Source organism: Nocardioides antri, from assembly GCF_008373765.1.
GTDB classification, from domain to species: Bacteria; Actinomycetota; Actinomycetes; order Propionibacteriales; family Nocardioidaceae; genus Nocardioides; species Nocardioides antri.
On the sequence record NZ_VUJW01000010.1, the window covers coordinates 168,598 to 181,371 of the forward strand.

The 12,774-nt window shown below is 71.9% G+C and carries 14 protein-coding genes and 1 riboswitch; of the genes, 7 read left to right on the forward strand and 7 right to left on the reverse strand.

Annotation, left to right across the window (positions count from 1 at the left end):
• Positions 1-57: 57 nt before the first annotated feature.
• Positions 58-909: a trehalose-phosphatase gene (otsB, locus tag F0U47_RS16495; protein WP_149751563.1), complete on the forward strand. Its 852-nt coding sequence runs from the start codon at positions 58-60 to the stop codon at positions 907-909.
• Between the two features lies 1 nt (position 910).
• On the opposite strand, the gene F0U47_RS16500 is transcribed toward otsB, so the two are convergent.
• On the reverse strand, positions 911-2,134 hold the full coding sequence (locus F0U47_RS16500) for an RNA polymerase sigma factor (protein WP_149751564.1): 1,224 nt from the start codon (positions 2,132-2,134) through the stop codon (positions 911-913).
• Between the two features lies 1 nt (position 2,135).
• A complete protein-coding gene (locus tag F0U47_RS16505) occupies positions 2,136-2,510 on the reverse strand; it encodes a YciI family protein (RefSeq protein ID WP_149751565.1) in 375 nt (124 codons plus the stop codon).
• Positions 2,511-2,690: 180 nt separating this feature from the next.
• Positions 2,691-2,831, forward strand: a riboswitch (SAM riboswitch).
• Positions 2,832-2,840: 9 nt separating this feature from the next.
• Between F0U47_RS16505 and thrC the strand changes: the two genes are divergently transcribed.
• The 6 genes from thrC to groL all read left to right on the forward strand — a co-directional run bounded on the left by thrC (position 2,841) and on the right by groL (position 8,502).
• Positions 2,841-4,130 (forward strand): threonine synthase, encoded by a 1,290-nt coding sequence (thrC, locus tag F0U47_RS16510; RefSeq protein WP_246159671.1) that lies wholly within the window; start codon positions 2,841-2,843, stop codon positions 4,128-4,130.
• A gap of 35 nt (positions 4,131-4,165) precedes the next feature.
• The gene (locus F0U47_RS16515; protein WP_149751566.1) at positions 4,166-4,441 is read left to right on the forward strand and encodes a MoaD/ThiS family protein; all 276 of its coding nucleotides are present in this window, start codon (positions 4,166-4,168) and stop codon (positions 4,439-4,441) included.
• 14 nt (positions 4,442-4,455) lie between these two features.
• Positions 4,456-4,920, forward strand: coding sequence for an OsmC family protein (locus tag F0U47_RS16520; protein WP_149751567.1), 465 nt, complete (start codon positions 4,456-4,458; stop codon positions 4,918-4,920).
• Positions 4,921-4,981: 61 nt separating this feature from the next.
• Positions 4,982-5,800, forward strand: a complete 819-nt coding sequence (locus F0U47_RS16525) for an SGNH/GDSL hydrolase family protein (protein ID WP_149751568.1) — start codon at positions 4,982-4,984, stop codon at positions 5,798-5,800.
• A 10-nt stretch (positions 5,801-5,810) separates the two neighbouring features.
• Entirely contained in the window at positions 5,811-6,659 is an 849-nt protein-coding gene (locus F0U47_RS16530) for an ATP-grasp domain-containing protein (RefSeq protein ID WP_149751569.1), read from the forward strand.
• Between the two features lie 214 nt (positions 6,660-6,873).
• A complete protein-coding gene (gene groL / locus F0U47_RS16535; RefSeq protein WP_149751570.1) occupies positions 6,874-8,502 on the forward strand; it encodes a chaperonin GroEL in 1,629 nt (542 codons plus the stop codon).
• A 196-nt stretch (positions 8,503-8,698) separates the two neighbouring features.
• Here groL and F0U47_RS16540 read toward each other — a convergent pair whose 3' ends face one another.
• From F0U47_RS16540 to F0U47_RS16560, 5 genes are read right to left on the reverse strand one after another with little or no spacing between them, the layout of a single operon-like run.
• Positions 8,699-9,427 carry a hypothetical protein gene (locus F0U47_RS16540; RefSeq protein ID WP_149751571.1) on the reverse strand — a complete coding sequence of 243 codons (729 nt, stop codon included), beginning with the start codon at positions 9,425-9,427 and terminating at the stop codon, positions 8,699-8,701.
• Positions 9,424-10,329 (reverse strand): vWA domain-containing protein, encoded by a 906-nt coding sequence (locus F0U47_RS16545; RefSeq protein ID WP_149751572.1) that lies wholly within the window; start codon positions 10,327-10,329, stop codon positions 9,424-9,426. The genes F0U47_RS16540 and F0U47_RS16545 overlap by 4 nt, the downstream gene beginning before the upstream one ends.
• On the reverse strand, positions 10,326-11,396 hold the full coding sequence (locus F0U47_RS16550) for a vWA domain-containing protein (RefSeq protein WP_149751573.1): 1,071 nt from the start codon (positions 11,394-11,396) through the stop codon (positions 10,326-10,328). Before F0U47_RS16550 ends, F0U47_RS16545 begins: the two co-directional genes overlap by 4 nt.
• Positions 11,387-11,890, reverse strand: a complete 504-nt coding sequence (locus F0U47_RS16555) for a hypothetical protein (protein ID WP_149751574.1) — start codon at positions 11,888-11,890, stop codon at positions 11,387-11,389. Before F0U47_RS16555 ends, F0U47_RS16550 begins: the two co-directional genes overlap by 10 nt.
• Entirely contained in the window at positions 11,874-12,764 is an 891-nt protein-coding gene (locus tag F0U47_RS16560) for a DUF58 domain-containing protein (RefSeq protein ID WP_149751575.1), read from the reverse strand. Before F0U47_RS16560 ends, F0U47_RS16555 begins: the two co-directional genes overlap by 17 nt.
• Positions 12,765-12,774: the final 10 nt, after the last annotated feature.

Genomic DNA, 12,774 nt, shown 5'->3' on the forward strand with positions numbered 1-12,774 from the left:
GCGGGACATCGACCCTGCGGCGAGCACCCGCACCCGCTTCCGTGATTGGCTGGGGGCGTGCAGTTCTCGTCCTTGGAGGGTGAACATCGCTACGCGGACCTGGTCCGCGTGGCCGACCGCACGATCGTCGGGCTCGACTTCGACGGCACGCTGGCCCCGATCGTCGACGACCCGACGAAGGCTCACATCCACCCCGACGCAGCCGACGCCCTGACCGAGCTGGCGCCACAGGTGGCGGCCATCGCGGTGATCACCGGCCGCCCGGCCCGCCAGGCGCTCGACCTCGGCGGGCTCGAGGAGCTGGGCGACGCCATCCAGGCCGCCGGCAAGGAGCTCCACCTCTACGGCCAGTACGGCAACGAGCGCTGGACCTCGAGCCACCGCCGGATCGTCAGCCCGCGGCCGCCGCGCGGGCTGGCCACCTTCGAGCGCGACCTGCCGCGGACCCTGCGCCTCGCCGGCGCGTCCGACGCCTACGTCGAGGACAAGGGCCTGGCGGTCGCCGTGCACACGCGCCGACTCCCCGACCCGCAGGACGCCTTCGAGCGGCTGCTGCCGCCGCTGCGCGACCTCGCCGGCCGGCACGGCATGGTGATCGAGCCGGGCCGCAACGTCATCGAGGTGCGCTCCCCGGGGGCCCACAAGGGCATGGTCGTGGAGAAGCTCGCGGCCGAGCTCGGGGCGCTCGGCTTCCTCTTCGCCGGGGACGACCTCGGCGACCTCGAGGCGTTCGAGGCGGTCGTCGAGCTCGAGAAGCAGGGGCTGGCCGCGCTCCGGGTCTGCTCGGCGTCGGAGGAGCAGAGCGCGCTGCTTCCGCTCTCCGACGTCGTGGTCAAGGGGCCTGCGGGTGTGGTCGACTTCCTGCGCCGGCTGCGGCTCGACATCCTGCAGGGCTCGGAGCCAGGCTGATTCAGGCCCCCAGGAGCGCGCGGCGGCGCTCCAGGTGGGCGCGCTCGGCGGCGTTGCCGCAGAGGGCGATCGCGGCGTCGTACGACGCGCGCGCGGCCTCGGGGTCGCCGGTCCGGGCGAGGAGCTCGGCGCGGGCGGCGGGAAGCCGGTGGCCGCGGAGGGCGACCCCCTCGAGTGCGGCCAGCCCCGCCTCCGGCCCGTTCGCCTCGGCGACCGCGATCGCCCGGGCCAGCCGCACCACCGGGCTGTCGCGGAGCGCCAGCAGCTCGTCGTAGCGGGCGACGATCCGGTTCCACGCCGTGGTGTCCGACGAGGCGGCGACGGCGTGCTCGGCGGCGATCAGGGCCTGGAGGAGGTAGGGCGCCGGCGGGGCGGCCGTGAGCGGCCGGAGGATGTCGACCGCCTCCAGGATCTCGTCGTGGTGCCAGCGGGAGCGGTCCTGGTCGGGCAGGAGCACGAGCGCGCCGTCGGCGACCCGTGCGTCCCGCCGCGAGTGCTGGAACAACATCAGCGCCTGGAGCGCGGCGAGCTCCTGGTCGTCGTACGGCAGCAGGGTGCGGAGCACGCGGACCAGCCGGATCGCCTCTCCGGCGAGGTCGGCGCGCACGACGTCGCTCCCCGAGCCAGGTGCGTAGCCGGCGGTGAACGCCAGGTAGGCGACGTCGGCCACCACGCCGACCCGGTCCACCAGGTCGGCTCCGGAGGGTACGGCGAACGTCTCGCCCGCCAGCTTCTTGCGGGCTCGCGTGAGGCGGGCCGCCATCGTCGCCGTGCTCTGCAGGAACAGCCGCGCGACGTCCTCGGTGCTGATGCCGAGGACCAGGCGGAGCGTGAGCGCGGCCGCCGCCTCCCGGGACAGGCGCGGGTGCGCGCAGAGCAGCACCAGCCGCAGCCGCTCGTCGAGCAGCTCGTCACCGGGATCGGCCATCGCCCGCTGCGCCTGCTCCGTCAGCTCGGCCTCGACCGCGAGGAGCGGCATCGACCGGGCGAGCACCGCGTCCGACCGGAGCCGGTCCAGAGCCCGGCGGCGTGCCGCGGTGAGCAGCCAGCCGGCCGGGTTGCCGGGGACGCCGTCGCCGGGCCAGGTCCTCGCGGCCGCCTCGAAGGCGTCCGCGAGCGCGTCCTCGGCGAGGTCGAGTCGGCGGAACCGCGCGACGAGCAGGGCCAGCAGCCGGCCCCACTCGTCGCGCAGCGCCCGGTCGAGCGCGTCGTCGGCGCCGTTCAGGTCAGACCTCGCTGTCCCCGCTGTGGTCGACGGCGGCTCGCACCTCGACCGGCGGCCCGCCGACGTCGGCGAGGATCGCGCAGACCTGGACCAGGTCGTCGAGGTCGTCGGACTCGACCAGGTAGAAGCCGCTCAGCTGCTCGACCGTCTCGGCGTAGGGGCCGTCGGTCACGGCCACCCCGCCGTCGGCGTTCCTTCGCACCTGGCGGGTGGTGCGCGAGTGGGTGAGCTCGGCTCCGCCGGTGACGGTGTGGCCGCGCTCGGCCAGCGCTCGGCTGAACTCCTCGTGCCTGGCGAATACGGTGCCCTGCTCCTCGGGGGAGAGCGCCTCCCAGGCGTCCTCGTCACCGGGCAGGAGTACGACGTAGGTGGTCATGGTGGCAACCTCTCAGCTGTCGGTCGGATCTGTCACCGGGATGACGTGCGGGAGACCACGGGATCGACAACCGCCCACGGGAAGTCCCGCGCCGACAGATGATCTCGAATGGTGGACGCCCATCTCGGATGCCGGGATCTCGATTCGTTCGGGCGACCGCCCTCCCGATAGTTTGTGAACCGCTCATCCAGAGGGACTGAGGGAACGGCCCGTTGAAGTCCCGGCAACCGCCACGAGCCTCCGCCTCCCGGCAACGGGGATCGGACGTGGAAACGGTGCCAAATCCGACCCGCACGACGGACGTGCCGGGGCAGATGAGAAGGAGGAACTGTGAGCGCTGTCGTGACCGAGGCCGACTGTCCCGTCGAGGAGACCCCGGCATCCGGACCCCGTGAGGGCGCGTTCGGCAATGCCGTCGGGCTGGCCTGCCGGGAGTGTGGCCACCAGGTGGCGCTCGGCCCCTTCTACGCGTGCCCGGAGTGCTTCGGCCCGCTCGAGGTCGCCTACGAGTTCCCGGAGGTGACCCGCGAGCAGATCGAGGCCGGCCCGCGCAACATCTGGCGCTACAAGGCGCTGCTGCCGGTGCCGACCGACATCGAGGCCAGCCCCAACACCGAGCCCGGCTTCACCCGGCTGCTCCGGGCGGACAACCTCGGCCGCGAGCTCGGGATCGAGACCCTGTGGGTCAAGGACGACTCGACCAACCCGACGAACTCCTTCAAGGACCGGGTCGTCGCCTGCGCGCTGAGCGCCGCCCGTGAGCTCGGCTCGAAGGTCTTCGCGTGCCCGTCGACCGGCAACCTCGCCAACGCGGTCGCCGCCGCCGGTGCCCGCGCCGGGATCAAGACCGTCGTGTTCATCCCGAGCAACCTCGAGCAGCCCAAGCAGGTCAACTCGGCGATCTTCACCGAGAACCTCGTCGCCGTCGACGGCAACTACGACGACGTCAACAAGCTGGCCTCCGAGATCGCCGGCGAGGAGGACGGCTGGGCGTTCGTGAACGTCAACGTCCGGCCCTACTACGCCGAGGGCTCCAAGACGCTCGGCTACGAGATCGCCGAGCAGCTCGGCTGGCGGCTGCCCGACCAGATCGTCATCCCGGTGGCTTCCGGCTCCCAGCTGACCAAGGTCGACAAGGCGTTCCAGGAGCTCATCAAGCTCGGCCTGGTCGAGGAGAAGCCCTACCGCATCTTCGGCGCGCAGGCCGAGGGCTGCGGCCCCGTCGCCACGGCGTTCAAGGCCGGCACCGACGCGATCCGGCCGGTGAAGCCCGACACGATCGCCAAGAGCCTCGCGATCGGCAACCCGGCCGACGGCATCTACGTCCTCGACATCGCGCGCCGCACCGGTGGCGCGGTCGAGGAGGTCACCGACGAGGAGATCCGCGCGGGGATCGTGCTGCTCGCCCGGACCGAGGGCATCTTCACCGAGACCGCCGGCGGCACGACGCTCGCCGTCACCAAGAAGCTGGTGGAGACCGGCGTCCTCGACCCGACCCAGGAGACCGTGGTGATCAACACCGGTCACGGGCTCAAGACCCTCGACGCGGTCTCCGGCCAGGTCGGCGCGGCGGCCACCATCGCCCCGACGTACTCCGCCTTCAAGGCCACCGGTCTCTGACCGCGCCGTCCCCCAACGAAAGAGAGAGCAAGCGAATGAGCGTCAGCGTCCGGATCCCGACGATCCTGCGCACCTACACCGGCGGCGAGTCCGAGGTGAGCGCCACCGGCGCGACCCTCGCCGAGGTCCTCGACGACCTCGACGCCAACTTCGCCGGCATCAAGGGCCGGATCGTCGACGAGGACGGGAAGCTGCGCCGCTTCGTCAACGTCTACGTCGGCAACGACGACGTCCGGTTCCAGGACGACCTCGCCACGCCGACGCCGGACGGCACCGAGATCTCGGTCATCCCCGCCGTCGCCGGGGGCTGAGCGAGACTGGTCCGGTGACGGACCACCACTACGCCCTCGGGCTCACCTGGCAGGGCAACCGCGGCACCGGCACCAGCGGCTACCGCGACTACAGCCGCGACTGCGTGCTCACGGCGGACGGCAAGCCGGACCTGCTCGGGTCGGCGGACGTCCCGTTCCGCGGCGACGGCAGCCGGTGGAACCCCGAGGAGCTCCTCCTCGCGGCGCTGTCGCAGTGCCACCTGCTGTCCTACCTGCACTCGGCGGTCAACCACGGCATCGTCGTCACGGCGTACGACGACGCGCCGGTCGGCACGATGAGCCAGGTCGGGCAGGGCGGCCGCTTCACCTCGGTCGTGCTGCGACCGCGGGTCACCATCGCCGACCCCGCCCAGCTCGACCTCGCGCGGGAGATCCACCGCGAGGCGAGCGAGAACTGCTTCATCGCCGCCTCGGTGAGCTTCCCGGTCACCCACGAGCCGGAGATCCTGGTCGCCTGACACCGGCGCGCCATCGCACTGCCACCGCCGGTTCAGGTTCCTCTGATTGACAGGCGCCATGATGCGCAAGCGCACGGTGGCCGGAGCGGCGGTCGTCCTCGCCGGCCTCGGCGTCACCGCCGGCGGCGGCCGGGAGCTGCTGCGCCGGCAGGCGGCGATCGCTCGCCGCCGGATCGGAAAACCGCTGGGTGAGGACGCGATCGACGCCGACAAGGTCTGGAAGAAGACATACGGCGACCCGCTGCGACTCCTGCTCCTCGGCGACTCCATCGCGGCCGGGCTCGGCGCCGAGCGACGCAAGGACACGCTCGGGGCGCGGGTCGCCCGCGGGCTGGCCAAGGAGCTGCACCGATCCGTCGACCTCCGCACCGCCGCCGTCGTGGGCTCGGAGTCGTCGGCGCTCGCGGGACAGCTCGACGGGCTTCCGGCGTCGTACCGCCCCGATGTCGCGATCATCGTCATCGGCGGCAACGACGTCACCCACCGGGTGCCGGTCGGCGAGTCGGTGCGGCACCTCGAGGACGCGATCACCCGCCTGCGCGTCCTCGGCGCGGTGGTCGTCGTCGGGACCTGCCCGGACCTCGGCGCGCTGCGCGAAGTCCCCCAGCCGCTCCGTGCCCTCGGCTCGCGGATGTCACGGCAGCTCGCGATCGCCCAGCGGGACGCCGCGGTCCGCAGCGGCGCGCACGCGGTCGCCCTCGCCACCATCGTCGGGCCGTTCTTCATCACGAACCCCGACGAGATGTTCAGCCTCGACCGGTTCCACCCCAGCGCGCTGGGCTACAAGCGCACGGCGAAGGCCTTCGTCCCGTCGGTGCTCACCGCCCTCGGGCTGCGCGACGACGTCCCGTTCGGCCACCACCTCCCGCGTCCTGCCTAGGATCGCCCGCATGCCCTCGGTCCTCCTCGTCACGTTCAACCTGATGCCCGACGGCGAGCCCGGCGGCTCCGTCCTGGTCCCGGCGCTCGAGGAGCGCGGGATCGACGCCCGGTGGGTGTGCTGGGACGACGCCGACGTCGACTGGGCAGACGCGGACCTGGTCGTGGTGCGGTCGACCTGGGACTACCACCGCCGGCTGCCCGCCTTCCTGGCCTGGGCGCGCGACGTCGAGGCGGTCACCCCGGTGCTCAACGGCGCTGACGCGTTCGCCTGGAACGCCGACAAGGCCTACCTGATCGAGCTCGGCGAGGAGGTCCCGGTCGTGCCGACCGCGCTGGTCGACGACGCCTCCCTGATCACCGGGCTGTCGGCGGCGTTCGAGCGGTGGGGGACCGCCGTGATCAAACCGCGGGTCGGCGCGGGCGGGCGCGGAGTGGTGGTCGTCGAGGCGCTCGACGACTGGCGGCTCTTCGACCTGGCGGCCGGCCCGTGGGTGGTGCAGCCGCTGGTGGAGTCGGTGCGGACGGTCGGCGAGACCTCCGTCTACGTCCTCGGGGGTCGTGCCGTCTCCCAGGTCGACAAGGCGGTGGCGGGCGACGAGGTGCGGGTGCACGAGGCGTACGGCGGCAGCAGCCGTCCCGTCCCGCTCGACCCGGATCGCGCCCGGACCGCCGAGACCGCCGTCCGCTGCGCTGCCGCGCTGCGCGACGCCGACCTCGCCTACGCGCGGGTGGACCTGATGATGTGGGAGGGGCAGTGGGTCGTCAGCGAGCTCGAGCTGATCGAGCCCGGGCTCTACCTCGACGTCGAGCCGGGGATCGCGGAGCCGTTCGCCGACCTGGTGGCCTCCCGCCTCTGACGCCCTCGGAGCGCCCGACCTCTTCTTGCACTCTCGGGGGTCGAGTGCTAAACATGACGCTGGCACTCTCCTCACGAGAGTGACAACGAACCTGGCTCGGAGAGTCGAGGTCAGCAGCGACGGCGGGAAGGGTCCGCCGGTCGGTCTGATCGTCCGTCGCGGGCGACGATCCGGGCTCGCCAGACATCTCTATTGCGAAGGAATCGCAGGAGTCATGCCGAAGCTGATTGCTTTCAACGAGGAGGCCCGGCGCGGTCTCGAGCGAGGAATGAACACCCTCGCCGACGCCGTCAAGGTCACCCTCGGTCCCAAGGGCCGCAACGTCGTGCTCGAGAAGAAGTGGGGAGCCCCCACGATCACCAACGACGGTGTCTCCATCGCCAAGGAGATCGAGCTCGAGGACCCCTACGAGAAGATCGGCGCCGAGCTGGTCAAGGAGGTCGCGAAGAAGACCGACGACGTCGCCGGTGACGGCACGACGACGGCGACCGTCCTGGCCCAGGCGATGGTCCGCGAGGGTCTGCGCAACGTGGCCGCGGGTGCGAACCCGATGGGCCTGAAGCGCGGCATCGAGGCTGCCGTCGAGGCCGTGTCCGAGCAGCTGCTCGGCATGGCGAAGGAGATCGAGACCAAGGAGCAGATCGCCTCCACCGCGTCCATCTCCGCTGCTGACACCACGGTCGGCGAGATCATCGCCGAGGCGATGGACAAGGTCGGCAAGGAGGGCGTGATCACGGTCGAGGAGTCGAACACGTTCGGCCTCGACCTGGAGCTCACCGAGGGCATGCGCTTCGACAAGGGCTACATCTCGGCCTACTTCGTCACCGACCCGGAGCGTATGGAGACCGTGCTCGAGGACCCCTACGTCCTCATCGCCAACTCCAAGGTCAGCAGCGTCAAGGACCTGCTGCCGCTGCTGGAGAAGGTCATGCAGTCCGGCAAGCCGCTGGTCATCATCGCCGAGGACGTCGACGGCGAGGCGCTGTCGACCCTGGTCGTCAACAAGATCCGGGGCACCTTCAAGTCCGTCGCCGTCAAGGCTCCGGGCTTCGGTGACCGCCGCAAGGCCATGCTGCAGGACATCGCGATCCTCACCGGTGGCCAGGTCATCTCCGAGGAGGTCGGCCTCAAGCTGGAGTCCGCCGGCATCGAGCTGCTCGGCCAGGCCCGCAAGGTCGTCATCACCAAGGACGAGACCACCATCGTCGAGGGTGCCGGCGACGCGGCCCAGATCGAGGGCCGGGTCAACCAGATCCGGGCCGAGATCGAGAAGTCGGACTCCGACTACGACCGCGAGAAGCTCCAGGAGCGCCTCGCCAAGCTGGCCGGCGGCGTGGCCGTCATCAAGGTCGGCGCGGCCACCGAGGTCGAGCTCAAGGAGCGCAAGCACCGCATCGAGGACGCCGTCCGCAACGCGAAGGCTGCTGTCGAGGAGGGCATCGTCGCCGGCGGTGGCGTCGCCCTGCTGCAGGCCGCCGAGGGTGCGTTCGGCAAGCTCGAGCTCGAGGGTGACGAGGCCACCGGCGCCAACATCGTGCGCTACGCGACCGAGGCCCCGCTCAAGCAGATCGCGATCAACGCCGGCCTCGAGGGCGGCGTCGTGGCGGAGAAGGTGCGCAACCTGGAGGCCGGTCACGGTCTCAACGCGGCCACCGGTGAGTACGTCGACATGATCGCCGAGGGCATCATCGACCCCGCCAAGGTGACCCGGTCCGCGCTTCAGAACGCCGCCTCCATCGCGGCGCTCTTCCTCACCACGGAGGCCGTCGTGGCCGACAAGCCGGAGAAGGCTGCCCCCATGGGTGGCGACCCGACCGGCGGCATGGGCGGCATGGACTTCTGAGCCCAGCGAAGAAGCATCGGCTCAGCTGAGTCCGACCGTTTCGTCAGCATCACCACAGGGCCTCTCGCTCCGGCGAGGGGCCCTGTGGCATGTTCGACGCATCGTCACCGGTCTGCTGCTCGCTGCCGGTGCCGGGCGGCGCATGGGGTTGCCGAAGGCTTGGTCGACACCTACCTCTGCGACCGGTGATCGCCGCTCACCAGTTGTACTCGGAGTAGTCGCGCTCGCGGTCTGCCTCCTCGTCGTCGTGCTCCTGCTCCTCCTCGATCGCTTCCTCGTTGCGCTCCTCGAGCCGACGCTCCTTGCGCTCCTGCTCGCGTTGCTCCTGGCGCTCCTCCGGTGTTTGCGGCTGGTTCGGTGGCTGGTTCTCCTGCTCCTGCTGCTCCTGCTGTTGCTGCTGCTTGGCCCGCAGCCGCTGGTCGACGGTGGCGGCGTCCTCGGTCTGGGCCTCGCCGCCGCCGGCATCGGTGGGGCAGTCGCCCTCGGCCAGGGTGTCGATGCCGGCCTGCCAGTGGCGGGTGGCCTGGTCGGCGTCGCCCTCCTCCGCGGCGAGGTCACCGAGGGTCTCGTGCGCCAGCGCCTCGTTGATCCGGACCGTGCACTCCTCCTCGACCGGCACGTCCTCGAGCGCGCGGACGTAGAGGTCGATCGCGCCCTCCAGGTCGCCGTCGGCGTGCCGCGAGGCACCCTCGTCGAAGGAGGCGATCCACGTCTCGAACCAGTTGAGGGAGCCGTTCGCCGCGAACTCGTCGGCCGCGGCGACGAAGTCGCCGGCGTCGAACTGGGTGCGGCCGTCGCCGTCGTGGGACAGCATCGTCATCACCTTGACTGCGAACGCCAGGGCCACCAGCGCCGGCAGCAGGCCGGCGAGCACGAGGACCATCCGCAGCCGGGCCCTCGTCGGTCGAGCCGGTCGAGACCTCACGTGACCTCCCGGCGTGGCTGGAGCACGGTGTGGGACGTCCAGAGCGCGCGCCACCACGTGCGCAGCTCGAGCAGCACCAGGCCGAGCAGGACCAGCCCGAAGAGCCAGGTCAGGTCGTGCTTCGCCGGGGCGCCGTCGCCCTCCTCGAAGGCGTACGTCGCCTCGAAGTCCTCCGCGACGGCACCCATGCCGCCGGGCTCGGTGCGGTGGGCGTAGTCGATGCCGAGCTCGTCGGCGATCGCCTGGAGGTTGTTCTCGTCGATCCTCGAGATCGCGTCCTCGCCGCGGTCCTGGTCGTAGACGTAGCCGTCCTCGGTCGAGAGGTCGGCCGCCTGCGGCATCTTCGCGCCGTCCTCGGTGCCGTAGCCGAGGACGATGCCGCCGTCGACCAGGTCCTCGAGCTCCTCGTAGGAGCGCTGTTCGCCGTCGGCGGTGTTCTCGCCGTCGCCGACGAAGACCACCATCCGGCGCCGTTCGGGATACTGCGCGTCGGCGCGCTCGAGGACCTCCCGCATCGCGTCGAGCGGCCGGTCGGCCATCGAGCCGCTGCCGTCGAAGGGTCCCTCCAGCCGGAGCGTCTCGACCGCGGTGGCGAACGTCGTCCCGTCGCTGGTGAACGGCAGCTCGAGCGCGACGTCGCTGCCGTAGGTCAGCAGCGAGAACCGGGCCCCCGGCAGCGCCTCGCTGAGGTCGGCCAGGTCCTGCTGGGCGCCGTGGATCCGCGGGCCGCCCTGGTGGTCGAGCGCCGCCATCGACCGGGTCCGGTCGACGACGACGAGGACCTCGATGTCGGCCGCCTGGCTGGGGGCCGCTCGGGTCCCGAACCCGGGCTGCAGCAGCACCACCACGAGGACGACGAGGATCGCCGCCCGGCGGACGAGGGTGAGGACGGCGGGGGTCATCGTCCCGACCTCCGCCCGGCCATCGAGATCAGGCCCTGCAGCGCCCACACCAGCACCAGGAGCGCCACCCCGATCCCCGCGAGGACCTGCCCCGCGCGCGGCTCGTCGAGCGTCTGGACCAGCGGCGGCCGCTCGATCTTCGCGGCCTCGAGCTCGTCGATCTCCTCGACGACGTCCTCGGCCGACCCCCCGGTGCCGAGCTGGGCGAAGGTCCCGCCGGTCACCGACGCGGCGGCCTGGAGGCCGTCGATGTCGCCGTCCGTGTCGGGCTCGCCCGGGTTCGCGATCACGTGGACGACGACGTCGTCCTCGGCGGCGTACGCGCCGGCCTCCTCGAGGTCGTAGACGCCGCGCCCGCGCTGCTCGCCGTCGGTCGCGAGGATCAGCGCGCGGCCTCGGTCCTCGTCGAGGCGGTCGAACCGCTGGACGCAGGAGACGAGGCCGTCGGCGACCAGCGAGGACTGGTACTGCCGCTCCTCGCTCCACGTGCCGGCGGTGTAGTCGTCGAACTCCTCGCTCGGGTAGACCTCGCTCCAGCTCGCGAACGCGTCCTCCGCCTCGTCGAGCCGGTCGAGGACGAACGCGTAGTCGTCGGTGAGCGGGAACTTCGTGATCGCGGCGTTGTTCCACACCGTCAGCCCGATCCGCTCGCCCTCGAGTTCCTCGACGATGTGGCGGAGCTCCTGCACGACGTCGACGTTCCACGGCGCCGTCGACCCGGAGGCGTCGAGGCAGAGCATGATGTCGCGCGCCACCTCGTCGCGGTCGATCACCTGGGTCTCCTGCACCCGGCCGCCGAGGACGATGCCGCCGACGCAGGCGACGAGGGCGGCGACCGAGCCGAAGCCGCCCAGCAGCTGCCGCTGCTGCACCAGGGCGCGGTAGCGGGGGAGGGAGCGGAGCCGCGCGGTGTGGGCGACGTACGCCGCCCCGGCCGGCCGCCGTCGCCGCCAGGTGCGCACCCACGCCACCAGCAGCCCGACCAGGAGCAGGGTGAGCAGGACGACGAGCCACGGCCACCGGAGCTCGGTGCCGCTGGTGACCCAGGTGGTCCGGATCAGCTCCACGACGCCACCAGCCCTCGGGCCTGGGCGACCGCGTCGTCGAACCGCTCCCGTGCCTGGCCGGCGTCGTCGGGGGCGAACTCCGGCGGGTACATGAGTGCGATGGCGTCGACGAGCGGTCGCGGCGCCTGGCGCCGGAAGTCGGCGAGCGTCATCGTCGGCGCCGGCAGCGTGCTGACCGCGGCGACGTAGGAGCGGACCGTCTCGCTGAGCTGCTGGTGACCGACCCGCGCCGACAGCTGGCCGGACCGGACCTCCGCCTCGATGCGCTCGATCCGGTCGAGGTGGAGCCGCCGCGCGGATGGCACGTCGGCGCGGCTCCACGAGACGGCCGGGGCCGGCGCGCGGTCGCGGGTCAGCCAGATCACGGCGAGGTAGTAGGCCGCCACCAGCACCAGACCGAGCAGGGCGAGCCACAGCCACCGGTCGGCGTAGGCCACCGGACCGTTGAACTCCTCCTGGAGCTCGGCCGGCGCGAGGCTAGCGATGGCGGGCATGGCGGTGCCTCTCGAGCACGCGGAACACCGCGCGGATCGCCGACTCGGTGTCGCGCACCCGCTCGTGGACCACCGCGAGCTGGTCGAGCCGGCGGCGCAGCTGCGACTCCTCGCCCGCGACGAGCGCGGCGTACTCCTCCTGGAGCCGGACGTCGCCGCGCAGCCAGGACGGCACCTCGGTCGCCACGTCGACGTCGACCAGGCGGCGCGGGGCTCCGGCCGTGATCGTCGGGTCGAGGTCGCCGATGGTCAGGAAGAGCACCTCGTGCTGGGCGGTGAGCCGGCGCAGCGACTCGGCAAGCTCGTCGGAGACGTGCGTCTCGTCGGACACCACCACCAGGATCGCCCGCCGGCGGATCGCGCGCGCCACGTAGTCGAGCACCGCGGTCAGGTCGCTGGCGGGCGCGTCCGGGCTGATGGCGTCGTGGACCAGCCCCAGCAGGCGCTCGAGGTAGAGCTCGCCGTTGTCGGGCGGCCGCACGTGCTGGCGCCGCGCGTCGCCGTACACCAGCGCGACGAGGTCGCCGTGGCGTACGGCGAGGTAGCCCATCACGCCGGTCACGAAGACGGCGAGGTCGCGCTTGGAGTGCTGCGCGTCGTTCATCGCCGCCATGCTGCGGCCGGTCGACACCGCGAGGACGACGGTGTGCTTCCGCTCGGCGACGTAGCGCCGCACCAGCAGCATCCGGCTGCGCGCCGACGCCTTCCAGTCGATGTCCTTCACGTCGTCGCCGCGGACGTACTCGCGCAGGTCGTTGAAGTCGATGCCGCGCCCGACCTGGAGCGCGGCGTACTCGCCCTCGAGGAGGCCGCGCACCTTGCGGTGAGCGTGGATCGAGAGGCGGGTCTTGACCCTGGTCAGGTGAGCCGTCATGGTGCGGCTC